Origin of the sequence: Rickettsia akari str. Hartford, assembly GCF_000018205.1 — a bacterium.
In the GTDB taxonomy this organism is placed as follows: domain Bacteria; phylum Pseudomonadota; class Alphaproteobacteria; order Rickettsiales; family Rickettsiaceae; genus Rickettsia; species Rickettsia akari.
Window position 1 is genome coordinate 345,383 of record NC_009881.1, and the last position, 17,054, is coordinate 362,436.

A 17,054-nucleotide genomic window follows, 5' to 3' on the forward strand; every position below is an offset into this window, starting at 1 on the left:
ATTTAAAATCTATACAATTTATACTTAATAAAATACCAAAAATGATAGGCTACAAAACTACCGACTACGGCAAAAACGGAAAATAAGAAATCACTGCCGTTAATAGTGCCGTAAGGTACATGAGATGATAAAGCTCCGGCATATGTACCGATGCTGCACATTGAAAAATACGAAAATAAAGCTGTTCTGAGTTCGTAATCTCTAAATTTATCAATTAGTATTAAAATATTGCAAATATAAATGGATCCTAAACAACTACCGATTAGTATTATATATAATATATTAAGGTTTTTACTAGTGCCATGAAGCGGTAGTAACATAAAGCAGACGAGCAGAATTATAGTTAGTGATAAATTAGCCAAATATTTATTTACTTTGCTTAATATGTAGCATATAGGAACTATAGAAAAACATATTGCTAGGAAAATATATTTTAATATGAGTCTTAAATTAACTAATGCTAATTCCTTCTTTAATGCAAAAGCTTCATAATACCATAATATATCCAAGGTGACATAAGCAACTACGAAGCCTGTCAATAATTGTAATTCGACATTTTTTATTAAGGATGAGAATTTTGAATTTAGATTTAATTTATGAGATGTAGGATTATAATGCAGAAATTCAGTTAGTATATTGATACAATATAACAATGCACAAATTACTATAGTATTATTTGTCGGTTTTATAAATGGATTGAATAAATCTACCATTAAATTTCCACCAGCCCATAACAACATTATACAAGCTAAAAAAAAATATTTCTTTTCTTTGCTACTCTCAATAATGTCTAATGTTATAGAAGTGAAATATGAAAATGTTCCAAAATTAATTAAAATAAAATTAATTTTAATTAGAGTATAATTATTTAATATAATGAGGTTTATTGTACAAATCATTAATAAAGATAAGCTAAGTAAAATAATTTTTTTATTACTTAACTTATTAATTAACTGTGTTAAGGCAAAGCCTGCGATTATCGAACCTATAAATTTAGTTTGATTTATATGATTTATTTGTTCTCCGCATAGATTTTTATTTATCAGTAAAAAGATTTTAAAATTATAAAAATTGATAGCATTGATACAGGAAAAAATCAATATTCCCAAAAGCGAGCAAAAAATAGTTTTATAATCGTTTTTTAAAGTCATAAATTAAGTGTTTGCTAAACATAAATACATGGTATATAACTCATAATTATAATGATCAAGATTATTATCTTAAAAATTAAAGAGATTTGTAATTCCATTATTTAAGTACATGTGGATAGTTATTAGATTATCAGCTTTTAATCAAGTATGGTAGTCTTAATTTATAATTTGTATATAATTTATTGTTTAATTTACAAAAAAATTAATGAATTAAATAATATGAAAATATTTTAATGTAAGAAAAATAATAATATATTTTTAGTATTTTAAAGAGGTGTTATTTGAAATTTATCTAGAATGTACACTTTTGCTCTTTAATCATAGATAAATTATCTATTTAAATAAATTAATACAAGATAAACAATGATTGTTCTTAAGATACAGGCATTATATTAATTATTTGTTCTTCAAGTTAGTGAGCAAGATAAATGAATAAAAAGATTATAATTGATGCTAATTTTCCAAGTGAAACAAGAGTAGTTTTATTAGGACAAAGCAACAATATAGAAGATATTGAATTTCAAACAACCGTAAGACAACAAAACAAAGGTAACATTTATTTAGCAAAAGTTACAAGAATAGAGCCATCGTTACAAGCTGTTTTTATAGAGTATGGAATGGAAAAAAGCGGTTTCTTACCGTTTAGTGAAATCCATCCTAACTATTACAATTTGCCTACCTCGGAGAGAAATTTTCCGGTTAATGCTTTTCCTGAAATAGCTCTTTCAAATATTACGGTTGAGGATGATAAAGAGAAACCGGCTGTTATATATGATTCTTTCGTTGATAGTGAAGAAATTGACCTAAAAACTATAGAAGATTTAGTAGAGAGTAAATTCCAGTCAGAACTTAATTTAGAAGCGGCTGATGATATTGAAATTATTCAAAGCGGTACCACTGAGTCAAATATTCCGCAATATAAACAATATAAAGTGCAAGAAGTAATCAGAAAAACCCAAATATTATTAGTACAGGTTACTAAGGAAGAACGAGGAAATAAGTGTGCCGCTTTTACTACGTATATATCTTTAGCCGGCAAATATTGTGTTTTAATGCCTAATAAAGGTTTGCAAAACGGCATATCACGTAAAATATCAAACGGGGAAGAAAGAAAAAGACTGAAAGATATTTTAAATAAAATAGTAAGTGGTGACAAAAATACTTATAGTGTGATTGTTAGAACTGCAGGTAGAGGAAGTAGTACCTTAGATTTGAAGAAAGACTATAATTATTTAGCAAGGTTATGGAATAAAATTCGTAAAAGTACTATTAAATTTCCAGCTCCGTGTTTTATCCATGAAGAAGATAGTATAATACGTAAAACCATACGTGATATGTGTGATCACAATGTTAAAGAAGTAGTGATTCAAGGACAAGAAGCCTATGAAGATGCTTCAAGATTTATGCAGGATTTATTACCTTCAGAGCTTGCAAAGCTGAAAGAGCATAAAAATAAAATTCCTATATTTACTAAGTTTCAAGTAGAAGAGCAATTAGTTAAATTGTATCAGCCTGTCGTAACACTACCTTCAGGGGGATATATCGTTATTAATCCTACGGAAGCTCTTATTTCAATTGATGTAAATTCCGGTAAATCAACTTCTGAAAAAAATATCGAAGAAACGGCACTAAAAACTAATTTAGAAGCAGCAAAAGAAGTAGCAAAGCAAGTAAAGCTTAGAGATCTATCAGGTTTGATAGTTGTTGATTTTATAGATATGAGCGAAGCTAAGAATCGTAAAATTATTGAACGATCCTTTAAAGAGTTTTTAAGTCGTGATCGTGCTCGTATACAAACCGGTAATATTAGTCAGTTTGGGCTCCTTGAATTCTCAAGGCAGCGATTACGTTCTTCTTTCTTAGAAACTAATTCGGCTATTTGTTCTCATTGTAACGGTAAAGGAGTCATTAGGGCGAGTGATGCTAATGCTATGTTAATTTTACGTACTATAGAGAATGAAATTTTTGAAGAAAGAATTGATGTAATAAATGTTTTTACCAATATCGTTTCAGTTCTTTATCTACTTAATAATAAACGTGCTGAGATAAAATTTATTGAAGAAAAATATAATATAAAGCTTAATTTTTATTCCGATCCTAATGCTACATCAGATAGTTATTCAATTGAAAAAGTAAAGCTGTTGAAGCAAAACAACAATAATGTTAATCCTGTTAAGCCGGTCATTCAGAATCATAGTGCTGATTATACTGAAGAAGAGCCGAAAACAGAACAGTTGCGCAAAAATAAACATAAATGGAAGACAGCTAATAATAGTAATAATGTTGCTAATGAAGTAAAAGATAAGAGTTTAGAGGCAGCGGAATCGGTAGAGCACACTGTAAGTGTTGTGGAAGAGCTGAAAGTTGTAGAAAGTAATGCTGGTTTAGAAGAAGCACAAGTTGCTCCAAAAAAGATAAAACGTAGATATCGTAATAAAAAATCAAATAAAACATGTCCTCCTAATATCGCCGAAGATACGGAACAGAATGTAGAGTCTTGATTAGGAAGGGCTGCTTCGTCAAAACTTATAGTTTTTCCTCGCAATGACGACTTGCAGTATCCATGCGACAAGATCTTTGCAGGAATGACAAGATAAAAAATATAAACTTAAAATAAAAGTGCGGAAAAGCTTAATTACAAAATGGTTGTTTGTAAGCTGTATAATGGTCATAGCGATGGTTGTTATAGGGGGTATCACAAGGCTTACAGGTGCTGGTTTATCTATAGTTGAGTGGCGTCCTGTAACCGGTATTTTGCCGCCTTTTAGCTTTGAAAGCTGGCAAGCGGAATTTGCGAAATATAAAGCTTTTCCTGAATATAACTCCGTTAATTACGGAATGACTTTATCAGAGTTTAAGTGTATTTATCTGTTAGAGTTTATACATCGATTACTCGGTAGAATGACAGTGTTAATATATATTGTACCTTTAATATATTTTTATTTTAAAGATGTTATAAAAAATTGTGACATGCTACCTTATATAATTGCTTTGTTGTTATTTTGTGTACAAGGTTTTATGGGGTGGTATATGGTTAAAAGCGGCTTGTTGAATAGCCCGTCTGTTAGTCATTTTCGACTTGCTTTTCATTTAATTATCGCCGTAATTATTTATCACATACTTTTTTATCAATTAATAAAAAATCGTTGTGATATTTTGTTAATCCCGTCACAAACAGATTTAAAATTACCACTAATATTTTCCGGTATTGCTATTACTGTAATATATGTGCAAATTTTTTTAGGGGCGCTGGTTGCAGGGCTTGATGCAGGGCTGATATATAATAGTTTTCCGCTAATGGGGGATCATTGTATCCCGATGGAGATAAAAGATAATTTCTTTAATCTTGCAAATTTGCATGATCCAGTTTTTATACAATTTATACATCGTTTAGGCAGCTATAGCGTATTTTTGGTTGTTGTTGTTTTAGTAATTTGCTTGTTAACAATAGAACATCCGAAATTAAATAAGATAGCGTATTTTCTAATGATTGCATTATTGATGCAGATATCTACCGGAATAATTACTCTTTTATATTCTGTCCCTATAATCATTGCATCTATACATCAGCTTTTTGCTATAATCCTTTTATCTATAATAATTTGGTGCTATTTTTTAATAAACAGTAGTTAAAATATTACTATGGTTAAGTCAGCATTGTTGCGTTGATACCAAGTTGTAATTGCAAGGAGCGAAGCAACGCAGCAATCCAGTGATACAAATTCTGTAAATCAGAATTTGTATCACTGGATTGCTTAGTCAAAATTTTCAATTTTTCCTCGCAATGACAAAAAAACTAATACATACAACAACACAATAAAAAGCTCTAAATGAACATTGATGTCAATACTCCTATTTCTTCTAGATTAGATAAATATTTAAAACGTCTATATCCGTTATTGACTCAAGGAGTAATAGAGAAAGCATTACGTCAAAAACAAATTACCGTTAATGCTCAGAAAGCAGAAGCGAGTTTAAGAGTAAATGCCGGCGATAAAATTTTTATTAAAGATAAGTTTAATTTACCTGTTAAGTCACCCGAAAAATTAGTTTTTACCGATGCTGAAATTAAACTAGCGCAGAAAATTACTATCGATTATCTGATATATGAAGATGATAATTTAATAGCTATAAATAAACCTGCAGGTCTTGCTACTCAAGGTGGCAGTAAAATAAATTTATCTATTGACTCTGCATTAAAATATTTGAATTATAAAGGTGCTGATTTTAAGCTAGTACATAGGTTAGATAAAGAAACAAGCGGTTTGCTCTTAATAGCTAAAAATTATTTAAGTAGTGTAAAACTGCATGATGCTTTTAAAGAAAAATTAATTGTAAAAACATATTGTGCTATAACCTATGGAAAGCCAATTAAAAATGTAGGAGAAGTTAGAAGTAATATAGAGAAGAGTAAAGGAAGTACACCTAAAATTACTGATATTGATAGTGAAAATGCTAAACTTGCCATTACTTATTATAAATTACTTAAATCACTTGATAATAACTTATTTTTAATTGAGTTTACGCCGGTTACAGGTAGAATGCATCAATTAAGGTTGCATTCTAAATTATTAGGTTGTCCGATAGTTGGAGATAATAAGTATGGTAATAAAGAAATAATGCCGTATAGCAAATATATGTTCTTGCATTCTAATAATATGTGTTTATCTGAAAAGATTTTTGGTCAAGAGATTAAGTTAGAAGCAAAATTACCGTTTTATTTTACTATACGTCTTACATAGCTTGCTGCTAAAGGTAATTGGTACGTCGAGCCTAGACTTGAATCCTCACGTATGCTTGTGTACGCTGCGGTTCGAAGTGCAGTGTCTCTGTCACATCCCTATTTGTTAGCAAACGTTTGTAAGACGTCTACTGATCAGTTTATGGAGTGTGGAAGTTATGATTCGTAGATATTTTGTATTGCTGCTTTTTTTAATTACTAATAGTATTGGTTGTTTTGCAGATATACAGCAAAGAATCAATGCAGCAGAAAAAGAATATATGAGTAATAGATTTTTAAATGCTGTTTTTATGTTTGCCGATGATTATAAACCTTTATTCACCGGTGCTAAAGGAATTTTTGCTTTAAACGGTGAGCAATTAAAAGCAAATGAAATGATGCCCATTGCTTCTGCTACAAAACCTTTTACAGCAGCAGGAATTTTAAAATTACAAGAACAGGAATTATTAAATATTAATGATAAAATCTATAAATATCTTGATCCGGACATGTGGGGTGGAAAAGTACCAGATTGGGCATATAAAATATCTATTCATAATTTATTAACGCATAGTAGCGGTATTGCTGAATATTTTAGTTTTGTTAAACTTGATTTAAATATGCCTCAGAAAGAGATTCACAAGAAAATATTACAATTTGTTTCTTCTAAACCTTTAGAAATATCTATAGGGACAAAATTTAAATATAGTAATACTAATTTTGTTATACTCGGTATGATTATCGAAAAAGTAGCTAAAAAAGATTTAGGTGACTTTTTTTATGATGAATTTTTTAAACCTCTTGGCATGAAATCTACTAGTTTTGCTTCATATAGTGATGCTGCTAGAATTCAGAAAAATGTTGTTAGTGCTAATTATCCGGTAAGATATTTTTTAACGCCTAATAATAGTAATAAACCTATATTTACTCCTGTAATTGCTGAGTTTTTAGCAGTTCCTTGTGGAGATGGAGGGATCATATCAACCCCAAACGATCTAGTTAAATGGTATAGGGCATTAAATGAGGGGACAATTCTTTCTAAGAAGTCGTATAAACTTATGACTACTAAATATTTTTTAGCAAAAGATACAGAAGGGCGTAAGTCTTATATGGGTTACGGTATTTTTCTTACGGATCTTGATTCTAAGCATTTAATGATTCATTATACGGGAAAAGCCCTTGGCATACAAAGTGAAGCAGGATATGTTTTGCCTGATAATCTTTATTTTGCTATACTTAGTAATACTATGATTAAAATTCCTGAAGAAGAAAAAGATAAAATTGACATGAAAAATCCTTTAAATCAACTTGGAATAATTTATTTCAGAGATGCAATAATAGAGGCAGCTATAAAAAATGATTAAATAAAAACATTAAATGAAGATAGTGACTTGGAATATTAATTCATTGCGTCTACGGATTGACTTATTAAGAAAATTAGTATATGAACATCAGCCGGATATTATTTTACTTCAAGAAACCAAGGTATCGGACTCATTATTTCCTCTTGAAGTTATTAAAAATATAGGCTATGAACATGTAATATATTCAGGGCAGAAGTCATATAATGGTGTTGCTATTATTTCAAAATTTCCTTTGAATAATGTTTTTTCATTAGAGTTATATAATAGTGATAAAAGGCATATAGCGGCTATAGTTAATGATATAGAAATACATAATTTTTATGTTCCTGCTGGTGGTGATATACCTGATATAGATGCAAACTTAAAATTTAAGCATAAGCTCGAATATGTAAGGTTAATGCAGGAATGGCTAACTACTAACCGTACTAGGAACGATAAAATTATCATTGTTGGGGACTTGAATATTGCTCCGCATGAACATGATGTATGGTCTAGTAAGCAGTTGAGAAATGTTATCAGCCATACCGATATTGAACGCTCGTTATTGGTAGAGCTACAAAATTCGTTAAGTTTTATCGATAGTAGCAGGTATTTTGTTCCACTCGACGAAAAGTTTTATACTTGGTGGAGCTATAGAAATATAGATTGGAAAAAATCTAACAGAGGTAGAAGGCTTGATCATATTTGGGTTAGCAATAATTTAAAAGATGCATTATTTTCTATGCATTTACTATCAGAAGCACGTGATTGGTTGCAGCCTTCAGACCATGTGCCGTATTTTGTGACTTTGGATGTCATTCCCGTGGAGGCGGGCATCCAAAAACAGATGTCATCCAGTGGCTCTTGACCACTGGATGAAAATATACTATAGGAGTATAGGAGTAATGAGTGGATATTAAGTTAGGAAAATATAAGCCGATCAAAGAGGAATATTTAAGAGCTTTTAAGGAAGTACTATTAGTGCGTCGTTTTGAAGAAAAATGCGGGCAGCTATACGGAGTGGGAGAAATAGGCGGTTTTTGTCATTTATATATAGGTCAGGAAGCAGGGATTGTTGCTGTAAATATGGTCAGGCAAAAAGGTGATAGTATGATTACTAGCTATCGTGACCATGCTCATATTATTTTAGCCGGAACTGAGCCTAAAGACGTTCTTGCCGAGCTTATGGGGCGCGCTACAGGCTGCTCAAAAGGCAAGGGCGGTTCGATGCATTTATTTGACGTACCGCGCAAATTCTACGGTGGACATGGTATAGTGGGAGCTCAAGTACCTATAGGCACAGGGCTTGCTTTTGCAGAGAAATATAACGGTACGAATAATATCTGTTTTACTTTTTTAGGTGACGGTGCGGTTAATCAAGGTCAGGTATATGAAGCTTTGAATATGGCTGCTTTATGGGGTTTACCTGTAGTTTATATTATTGAAAATAACGAATATTCGATGGGAACATCTGTAGCACGTTCTACCTTTATGTGTGATTTATATAAAAAAGGGGAATCGTTTGGGATTAAAGGATGTCAGTTAGACGGTATGGATTTTGAAGAAATGTATAACGGCTTTAAGCAAGCAGCCGAGTATGTTAGGGAAAATAGCTTCCCGTTGATATTAGAGGTAAAAACTTATCGTTATCGTGGGCATTCGATGTCTGACCCGGCAAAATATCGCAGTAAAGAAGAAGTTGAGAAATATAAAGAGCGTGACCCATTAGTAATAATAAGAAAAACGATACTTGACAATAAATATGCAACCGAAGCGGATTTAAAAGAGATAGAACAGTCAGTTAAGGAAATTGTGAAAGAAGCAGTAGAGTTTTCAGAAAATTCACCGTTGCCTGATGAGTCGGAGTTGTATACAAATGTATACGTTTAGTATTTTCTATGTCATTCCTGCAAAAGCAGGAATGACATAGATATCCACGCAACAATACCATAGGCACTATGTGAATGACACAAACTTTAATCAAATAAAAAAGAAAAATGCAAATAACGGTACGTGAAGCGTTGCGTGATGCGATGCGAGAAGAGATGATAAGAGACGATAAAGTTTTTGTCATGGGTGAGGAAGTTGCAGAGTATCAAGGAGCTTACAAGGTAACTCAAGGATTACTAGAGCAATTTGGTCCTAAGAGAGTAATTGATACGCCAATAACGGAATATGGTTTTGCAGGGCTTGCAGTCGGAGCAGCTTTTGCAGGACTGCGCCCGATCGTGGAGTTTATGACCTTTAACTTTGCTATGCAAGCATTCGATCATATAGTTAATTCAGCTGCAAAAACGCATTACATGTCAGGCGGGCAGGTCAAATGTCCGATAGTATTTAGAGGACCAAACGGAGCAGCAAGTAGAGTAGCCGCACAACATAGCCAAAATTATACAGCTTGTTATTCTCACATTCCAGGGTTAAAAGTAGTAGCTCCTTATGGTGCAGAAGATCATAAAGGGCTTATGCTTACAGCTATTAGGGACAATAATCCCGTTGTTTTTTTAGAAAATGAAATTTTATACGGTCATAGTTTTTACGTACCGGAAACAATCGAGCCTATACCCTATGGTCAGGCAAAAATTTTAAAAGAAGGTAGTAGCGTCACTATAGTCACTTTTTCGATTCAAGTAAAACTTGCCTTAGATGCCGCAAATGTTTTACATGGTGATAATATTGATTGTGAAGTTATTGATCTGCGCACTATTAAACCGCTTGATACGGATACAATAATAGAATCGGTGAAAAAAACTAATCGTTTAGTTGTAGTAGAAGAAGGGTGGTTTTTTGCAGGTGTTGGAGCAAGTATTGCTTCTATTGTTATGAAAGAAGCATTCGATTATTTAGATGCTCCGATAGAGATTGTAAGCGGTAAAGACGTACCACTTCCTTATGCCATTAATTTAGAAAAATTAGCTCTGCCGAGCGAGAGCGACGTAATAGAAGCAGTAAAGAAAGTTTGTTATTATAGTGTTTAGGGGTATTTAGGTTATTCCTGAGACATTGTGGTATGACCTGATGTCATGCCCGTGTAGGCGGGAATCCAGCAAAACCTATAACAACTAGTTTTTAGGTTTATTTTATCAAATATATAGTTCCACGCTTTCGCAGGAATGACAGTGGGATCGCTGCAACAAGGTTACATTTTTCACTAGTAATGTCTTGCTACTTCGCAGCTCTTTTACGGTCGTTAGGGTCAAGTAGAGCTTTACGTAAACGAATAGATTTTGGTGTTACTTCAACCCTTTCATCATCTTGTATATAGCTAATTGCCTGCTCTAGAGTTAAAAGCATTGGCGGCGTTAGTCTTATGGCTTCGTCTTTTCCGGAAGCTCTAACGTTGCTTAGTTGTCTTGCTTTTAGTGGGTTTACCTCTAAATCATTCTCACGGTTATGTTCTCCGATAATCATACCTCTATATACTTTATCGCTAGGGTTTATAAACATTTTCCCCCTTTCTTCTAGATTCCATAGAGCATATGCTACCGCCGCCCCGTCACCGTTAGAGATTAGCACGCCGTTACGTCTTCCCGCGATAGCTCCTTTATAATTAGCGTATCCGTGGAAAATACGGTTCATAATTCCCGTGCCTCGTGTTTCGGTTAAAAATTGGCTGTGATAACCGATTAACCCTCTAGACGGTCCGATAAACGTAACACGGCTTTTACCGCCGCCTGATGGTCTCATATCAGTCATGTCAGCTTTTCTAAGTGCTAAAGATTTTACGACCACTCCAACATAATCGTCATCAACGTCAACCTGGATTTCTTCCATAGGTTCTTGCTTGTTACCTTTCCCATCGGTTTGGAATAATACTTCGGGTCTACTTATAGATAACTCAAACCCTTCGCGACGCATAGTTTCGATTAAGATACCAAGCTGTAATTCTCCTCGTCCCGCAACTTGGAAAGCATTTTTTTCAGCTGCTTCGGTAACTTTTAGTGCCACGTTACTCTCAATCTCACGCATTAACCTCGCTCCAATCAAGCTTGATGTAACTTTTGTCCCTTCACTTCCTGCAAGCGGTGAGTCATTAACGCTAAAAGTCATGGATAAAGTTGGGGGGTCAATAGGTAGAGATGGTACAGCTTCGGTTACTTCAGGTGAGCAGATAGTATCGGCAACATTGGCGTTTTCCACCCCTGCTACGGCAATAATATCACCAGCTATAGCCTCATCTATAGCGATTCTCTCTAAGCCTCTAAAGGCTAATATTTTAGTGATACGTCCGGTTTCAAGTACTTTATTCTCACGATTTAATACTTTTATGTTTTGGTTGATTTTGACAGTGCCGTTTTGTACACGCCCTGTTAGAACTCTCCCAAAGAAAGAATTATATTCTCTAGTAGTAATAAGCATAGAAAACGGTGCTTTATCATCGGCTGCAGGCGTAGGTACATGTGTTACTATTAGGTCGAAAAGCGGAGCTAAATCATCTGCTAAATTATCTAAAGGATTTATTTTATCATCAAAGTTTAAAGATGCTCTGCCTGCTCTACCTGATGCATAGACTATAGGGAAATCAAGCTGGTCGTTATTTGCCTCGAGTGCAACAAATAGCTCGAATACTTCTTCGATAACTTCTTTAATTCTTTGGTCGTCTCTATCGATTTTATTAATAACAACGATAGGTTTTAAGTTGAGCTTTAAAGCTTTAGAAAGCACGAATTTTGTTTGCGGCATTGGTCCTTCAGAAGCGTCGACAAGTAGCACGACACCGTCAACCATACTTAATATGCGTTCTACTTCACCGCCAAAATCAGCATGCCCAGGTGTATCAACGATATTAATACGGATATCGTTCCACATAAGAGCAGTGCATTTGGCTAGTATTGTTATTCCACGCTCACGCTCAAGATCATTAGAGTCCATAGCACGCTCGGCTACTGCTTGGTTAGCCCTAAATGTCCCGCTTTGTTTAAGCATATTATCAACAAGGGTAGTTTTCCCATGATCAACGTGGGCAATAATTGCTATATTACGAATAGGTGTCATCTTTAAAAACTCTCACAAGTGTACAATAGTATTCCGTATTATACACTAAAATACCAAAAAATAGAATCAAGTTCTTGAAAAATAAATTGGTTTAACTGCAGAATAAAAATTACTGAGAATATTTAAACTTTAAAATAAGAGAAATTAATGAACTATAATATAGCACTATTTATATTTGATTTTGACGGTACTTGAGTTAATGGGGCATTCGCATAATTATATAGGGGAGAGGTTAGGAGGCTTAATAGCACGTAATATACAAAATCGCTTTTTTAGCGCATATGAGGACCGTGCTAAAGAAATAGCTAGGCTTGAACCAAAATTCATTATAGAGCTGATGGAGAAATTGCTAGATAGTGATTAATTTAGGTGCGAACAATGAAGAGCAATTAGTAAGTCTTTTTAAGAATATGATATTATCTGGTCATAAAATAGCTATAGCATCATTTAATGATTATCATCATGCTGTAAAATATGCATTAGAAACCTTACTGGGACAGGAAGATGCAGCAAAAATTTATATCAAATCAGCTTGACCTTCTAATAATTTTTAAGAAATACAAATTTTGTACTAAAAAAGAATATATAAGAAAAATAACTAATAATACTGGAGTAACTAATACAAAAAATGTATTTTTCATGGATGATGATATTAAATATGTCAATGCTGCAAAATACTATGGTATTACAGAAGTTTTGGTTGAGAATAAAGGAAAAGAGCATATTCATAAAGCTTTTAATTTTTTATATGAATTTAATGAACAGCATGAAATTTATGTTGAGTGAAATTATCTTGATACTTCATCTCTTCTTAGTGAAAAAGATTTAAAGCAAAAAATAATAGAAAGTATTGGATTTTAACATTATTCTAAGTGATTATTATTCGGAACATACACCACATGGAAATGATAAGGTACTAACGTTAGGTGACGATTAAGTTTTTAATGATAGACAAATCACCTGATGTGATTTATTCTTGGATTAATAGATGGGTTGCTCCAATGTTATTCCCGCGTAGACTGGAATCCAGCGTAAAGCGAGCTTTTAATTTCAAAAATTTGCTGCAGTGATACATTGTTTCTGGATCCACGCCTACGCGGGAATGACATCATTCAATATAGCGCTTAAGTCTAAATTATAGGACCAAAGATGATATACCGCATATTATGTTTATGCATATTCATAATAAATTTCTCAATGATTACGGAGGCACAAAATGTGCCGATTAAAGAAGATAATTTTAAAGTTAGAGTAGCTGTTGCTGATGTCCAATCTATATTGGAAGGTTCGATAGCTATAAAAGATTTACGTAATAAAATTGAAAAGCTTAATAATAAAATTCAAGAGGATATTGCAGCAAAAGAAGCAGAATTTAAACCGCTGGAAGAGAAGTTGCTAAATGAGCGTTCTAATTTAAGTGAAACCGAATTTGAGCATAAAGTAAACGAATTTAATGCAAAAGTTAGCCACGTTAGAAAAGAAATTCAGATTAAGAAAACAAAGCTTGAACAAGCACACGCTGAGGCTATGAGTATAGTCCATGAAACAACTATCACAATAATTAGTGAACTTGCCGAGAAATATAACCTTAATTTGGTAATTCCAAGTGCTCAAGTCTTATATGCCAAAAATAATTTGAATATAACTTCCGAAGTAACTTTTATGTTGAATGAAAGGTTAAAAGAAGTAATGATAAACTATTGATTGTATTGTATATGTCATTCTTGTCTACGCTGGGATAACATAGGACATAACAACACTATTATTTAACAAGAGTATTTAATATGGCAGAATTTACACCGATTACAATTGCATACGGGGACGGTATAGGTCCTGAAATAATGGAGGCAGTGCTTTATATATTACGTAAAGCTGAGGCTCGTATTCGCTTAGAAACCATTGAAGTAGGTGAAAAGCTTTACAAGAAGCATTATACTGCAGGCATAAGCGAAGAAAGTTGGGAATCAATACAACGTACCGGTATTATACTTAAAGCCCCGATTACTACCCCGCAAGGTGGAGGATATAAAAGTTTAAACGTCACGATTCGTAAAACATTACAGCTTTTTGCTAATATTCGTCCTTCTGTTTCGTTTCATCCTTTTACTAGAACTCTGCATCCAAATTTAAATCTAACTATTATACGTGAGAATGAGGAAGATTTATACGCAGGTATAGAATACCGCCAAACGCATAATATTTATGAATCAATAAAGTTGATAAGTCATACTGGTTGTGAAAAAATTATTAGATATGCTTTTGAATATGCAGTAAAAAATAACCGTAAAAAAGTCACGTGCTTAAGCAAAGATAATATTATGAAATTTTCCGATGGTGTCTTTCATAAAGTATTTAATGAGATTGCAAAAGAATATCCACAAATTAGTAACGAGCATTATATTATCGATATCGGAACTGCAAGGCTTTCTACCAAACCGGAAATATTTGACGTTATCGTGACTTCTAATCTATACGGTGATATCATATCCGATGTAGCTGCTGAAATTTCAGGCTCGGTAGGTTTAGCCGGTTCTGCAAATATTGGGCAGCATTATGCGATGTTTGAAGCAGTACATGGAAGTGCTCCCAATATTGCCGGTAAAGATATTGCAAATCCGTCAGGGCTGTTAAATGCTGCTATAATGATGCTAGTACATATAGGACAGGGTGATATCGCTACATTAATCGAAAATGCTTGGAAAAAAACTATAGAGGATGGAGTTCATACAGCCGATATATATAATCAGCAGAATTCTAGTAAAAAAGTTGGTACAAAAGAATTTGCTGAAGAAGTAACGAAAAGATTAGGAAAGATACCGACAAAGCTACCTAGAGCAGATTATCCGTTAATTGCCGAGAAACAAGAAAGTAATATAGACTATAAAATTGATACTAAAGAGGTTAAGAAATTGGTTGGTACAGATATATTTGTGAATATTAATGTATCTTCCGCTCACGATATAGCAGATACAGTTAATAAGCTTGAGCTTGGTAATGTTGAGTTAAAAACAATCTCGTCAAAAGGATTAAAATTGTGGCCCCGTGATACAAGGTTTGAAACTGTTTCCGATCATTGGTGTTGTCGTTTTATGAATAAAGACGGCACAGAAATAAAGCATTTAGATATAACAAGATTGCTTGAAGCTTTAAGCAAAGCAAATATCGATTTTATCAAAGTAGAGAATTTATTTGAGTTTGACGGGGTGGCAGGGTATAGTTTGGCTCAAGGTGAGTGATATACTCGATCAACTTCAAAAATTGGCTACGTAATCCTACAAGTACTGAGGTGCTCACGTGTTAAGTATATGCTCAGCTCCTCGTCTTGTGGATTCCTTGCTCTTTTTGAAGTTGATCGAGTATATCAATGCTAAATAATTAATAAGATTAACAAAAATGATATTATATTATATCGGAATTTTATTAGTAATGATTGGATTATTTGCTATATTTTCAGGGATAATCGGTTTTTTTAGATTTCCTGATTTTTATACTAAATTACATGCAGCAAGTGTTATTGAGAGTTTTGGAGTGCCTGTTTGCTTAATAGGTTTTGCGTGCATTGAATCAGATATTGTTAACTCTGGTAAATTAATTTTAGCGGCTTTGTTGATTTTTCTACTAAATCCAGTAGCAACCCATGCACTCGGTAAAGCATCGTTACTTTCGATGTCATTTCTGCGAAAGCAGGAATCCAGAAAAAAATTTAAAAAGACTGGATTCCCGCTTTCACTGGAATGACATTAGACTATACAGTTAACCCCTTATAAAACTAATGAAAACAGCTTTAAATTTTGATCTCGGCAATTATCTACTTAACTTAATTGCTTTTTTATTGATTTTAATATCCATAAAAATAATTTTTGCTAAAGATTTACTAAACTCAGTGATTGCTACTTCTATATTTAGCTTATTAATCAGTGTATCTTATCTTATGATGGATGCTCCTGATGTCGCTATGACTGAAGCTGCAATAGGAAGTTGCTTATCAACATGCGTATATTTGAATTTGTTACGCAAATTACCTTCTGATTTAAAGAATATAGAGAGAACTAATGTTATTGCCACAAGTTTAATATGTTTATTATTTGTAGTAATTCTTACTTATATTGGGTTAGAATTACCGAGTTACGGTGATGATAATGCTCCTCTTCATATATATTCAAGTAAATATTATATAGAAAATACCTCTAGAGATATAGGAATACCTTCCCTTGTTGCAGCTATTCTTGCAAGCTATCGTGGATATGATACTTTATGTGAAACTAGCGTAATTTTAATTGCAGGAATTGCTGTGCTGTTAGTATCCTCACAGGAGGGTGTCATCCCGTGGCTTGACCACGGTATCTCAGGACACGGAATGAAATACAGGATTCTGCGATCAAGTCGCGTGATGACAAATCCGATAATAAAATATATAACTAGTTTTATAATACCTTATATAATTTTATATAGTATATATATTCAGCTTAACGGTGAGTCTTCGCCTGGTGGTGGGTTTCAAGCAGGTGTTATATTTGCATCTAGCCTTATTGCGTATGATTTAGTTTACGGTCATCGAAAATTAAGCAGATATTTTCCTCCTAACGTGCTAATTTGTATTGCTGTTTTAGGTGTAGCAATATATGCAATTGTAGGAACAATATCGCTATTTTTTAACGATAATTATTTAAATTATGATTCGTTAACAAATTTTATCAATGATCAGTTACTTGCTCATCATATCGCTATAGTTATTGTTGAAATTGGTATCGGTTTAACTGTCGCAGCTATTATGTATTTAATTTACAACGTATTTAACTGTATACTTGATGAACTTTAAGGATTGGCTACGTCGTTTTATAATCA

At 33.1% G+C, this 17,054-nt stretch carries 16 protein-coding genes; 14 read left to right on the forward strand and 2 right to left on the reverse strand.

Going from position 1 to position 17,054, the window contains the following annotated elements; all coding sequences use genetic code 11:
- Positions 1-2 precede the first annotated feature (2 nt).
- Positions 3-1,151, reverse strand: coding sequence for a hypothetical protein (locus tag A1C_RS01680; RefSeq protein ID WP_012149316.1), 1,149 nt, complete (start codon positions 1,149-1,151; stop codon positions 3-5).
- Between the two features lie 428 nt (positions 1,152-1,579).
- Between A1C_RS01680 and A1C_RS01685 the strand changes: the two genes are divergently transcribed.
- The 7 genes from A1C_RS01685 (at position 1,580) to A1C_RS01715 (ending at position 10,192) form a co-directional block, all read left to right on the forward strand.
- Entirely contained in the window at positions 1,580-3,652 is a 2,073-nt protein-coding gene (locus tag A1C_RS01685) for an Rne/Rng family ribonuclease (protein ID WP_012149317.1), read from the forward strand.
- Positions 3,653-3,770: 118 nt separating this feature from the next.
- The gene (locus A1C_RS01690) at positions 3,771-4,784 is read left to right on the forward strand and encodes a COX15/CtaA family protein (protein ID WP_041816747.1); all 1,014 of its coding nucleotides are present in this window, start codon (positions 3,771-3,773) and stop codon (positions 4,782-4,784) included.
- 197 nt (positions 4,785-4,981) lie between these two features.
- Complete coding sequence (locus tag A1C_RS01695) at positions 4,982-5,893, forward strand: RluA family pseudouridine synthase (protein WP_012149319.1); 912 nt, start codon at positions 4,982-4,984, stop codon at positions 5,891-5,893.
- Between the two features lie 157 nt (positions 5,894-6,050).
- A complete protein-coding gene (locus tag A1C_RS01700) occupies positions 6,051-7,235 on the forward strand; it encodes a serine hydrolase domain-containing protein (RefSeq protein WP_041816748.1) in 1,185 nt (394 codons plus the stop codon).
- A 13-nt stretch (positions 7,236-7,248) separates the two neighbouring features.
- Positions 7,249-8,082, forward strand: coding sequence for an exodeoxyribonuclease III (xth, locus tag A1C_RS01705; RefSeq protein WP_012149321.1), 834 nt, complete (start codon positions 7,249-7,251; stop codon positions 8,080-8,082).
- Between the two features lie 41 nt (positions 8,083-8,123).
- A complete protein-coding gene (gene pdhA, locus A1C_RS01710) occupies positions 8,124-9,104 on the forward strand; it encodes a pyruvate dehydrogenase (acetyl-transferring) E1 component subunit alpha (RefSeq protein ID WP_012149322.1) in 981 nt (326 codons plus the stop codon).
- Between the two features lie 107 nt (positions 9,105-9,211).
- Complete coding sequence (locus A1C_RS01715; protein WP_012149323.1) at positions 9,212-10,192, forward strand: pyruvate dehydrogenase complex E1 component subunit beta; 981 nt, start codon at positions 9,212-9,214, stop codon at positions 10,190-10,192.
- 187 nt (positions 10,193-10,379) lie between these two features.
- Here the strand turns inward: A1C_RS01715 and typA are convergent, their stop codons facing one another.
- Positions 10,380-12,209, reverse strand: coding sequence for a translational GTPase TypA (typA, locus tag A1C_RS01720; protein ID WP_012149324.1), 1,830 nt, complete (start codon positions 12,207-12,209; stop codon positions 10,380-10,382).
- Between the two features lie 181 nt (positions 12,210-12,390).
- On the opposite strand from typA, the gene A1C_RS01725 reads away from it, so the two are divergent.
- The 7 genes from A1C_RS01725 to A1C_RS01755 all read left to right on the forward strand — a co-directional run bounded on the left by A1C_RS01725 (position 12,391) and on the right by A1C_RS01755 (position 17,028).
- The gene (locus tag A1C_RS01725) at positions 12,391-12,573 is read left to right on the forward strand and encodes a hypothetical protein (RefSeq protein WP_232279060.1); all 183 of its coding nucleotides are present in this window, start codon (positions 12,391-12,393) and stop codon (positions 12,571-12,573) included.
- Complete coding sequence (locus A1C_RS08400) at positions 12,566-12,745, forward strand: hypothetical protein (RefSeq protein ID WP_012149326.1); 180 nt, start codon at positions 12,566-12,568, stop codon at positions 12,743-12,745. Before A1C_RS01725 ends, A1C_RS08400 begins: the two co-directional genes overlap by 8 nt.
- Complete coding sequence (locus A1C_RS08025; protein WP_012149327.1) at positions 12,714-12,995, forward strand: hypothetical protein; 282 nt, start codon at positions 12,714-12,716, stop codon at positions 12,993-12,995. Before A1C_RS08400 ends, A1C_RS08025 begins: the two co-directional genes overlap by 32 nt.
- 363 nt (positions 12,996-13,358) lie before the next feature.
- Positions 13,359-13,913, forward strand: coding sequence for an OmpH family outer membrane protein (locus tag A1C_RS01740; protein ID WP_041816749.1), 555 nt, complete (start codon positions 13,359-13,361; stop codon positions 13,911-13,913).
- A gap of 80 nt (positions 13,914-13,993) precedes the next feature.
- Entirely contained in the window at positions 13,994-15,445 is a 1,452-nt protein-coding gene (locus A1C_RS01745) for an NADP-dependent isocitrate dehydrogenase (RefSeq protein ID WP_012149329.1), read from the forward strand.
- Positions 15,446-15,602: 157 nt separating this feature from the next.
- Positions 15,603-15,947, forward strand: coding sequence for a Na+/H+ antiporter subunit G (locus tag A1C_RS01750; protein WP_012149330.1), 345 nt, complete (start codon positions 15,603-15,605; stop codon positions 15,945-15,947).
- 34 nt (positions 15,948-15,981) lie between these two features.
- Positions 15,982-17,028, forward strand: coding sequence for a DUF4040 domain-containing protein (locus tag A1C_RS01755; protein WP_012149331.1), 1,047 nt, complete (start codon positions 15,982-15,984; stop codon positions 17,026-17,028).
- Positions 17,029-17,054: the final 26 nt, after the last annotated feature.

Excerpts from the sequence above, each read along its gene's own strand:
- typA (WP_012149324.1), bottom strand. The coding sequence starts at position 12,209 with ATGACACCTATTCGTAATATAGCAATTATTGCCCACGTTGATCATGGG.
- A1C_RS01740 (WP_041816749.1), top strand. The coding sequence starts at position 13,359 with ATGATATACCGCATATTATGTTTATGCATATTCATAATAAATTTCTCA.
- A1C_RS01695 (WP_012149319.1), top strand. The coding sequence starts at position 4,982 with ATGAACATTGATGTCAATACTCCTATTTCTTCTAGATTAGATAAATAT.
- A1C_RS01750 (WP_012149330.1), top strand. The coding sequence starts at position 15,603 with ATGATATTATATTATATCGGAATTTTATTAGTAATGATTGGATTATTT.
- A1C_RS01745 (WP_012149329.1), top strand. The coding sequence starts at position 13,994 with ATGGCAGAATTTACACCGATTACAATTGCATACGGGGACGGTATAGGT.
- xth (WP_012149321.1), top strand. The coding sequence starts at position 7,249 with ATGAAGATAGTGACTTGGAATATTAATTCATTGCGTCTACGGATTGAC.
- A1C_RS01680 (WP_012149316.1), bottom strand. The coding sequence starts at position 1,151 with ATGACTTTAAAAAACGATTATAAAACTATTTTTTGCTCGCTTTTGGGA.
- A1C_RS01755 (WP_012149331.1), top strand. The coding sequence starts at position 15,982 with ATGAAAACAGCTTTAAATTTTGATCTCGGCAATTATCTACTTAACTTA.
- A1C_RS01700 (WP_041816748.1), top strand. The coding sequence starts at position 6,051 with ATGATTCGTAGATATTTTGTATTGCTGCTTTTTTTAATTACTAATAGT.
- A1C_RS01685 (WP_012149317.1), top strand. The coding sequence starts at position 1,580 with ATGAATAAAAAGATTATAATTGATGCTAATTTTCCAAGTGAAACAAGA.
- A1C_RS01715 (WP_012149323.1), top strand. The coding sequence starts at position 9,212 with ATGCAAATAACGGTACGTGAAGCGTTGCGTGATGCGATGCGAGAAGAG.
- A1C_RS08025 (WP_012149327.1), top strand. The coding sequence starts at position 12,714 with ATGCAGCAAAAATTTATATCAAATCAGCTTGACCTTCTAATAATTTTT.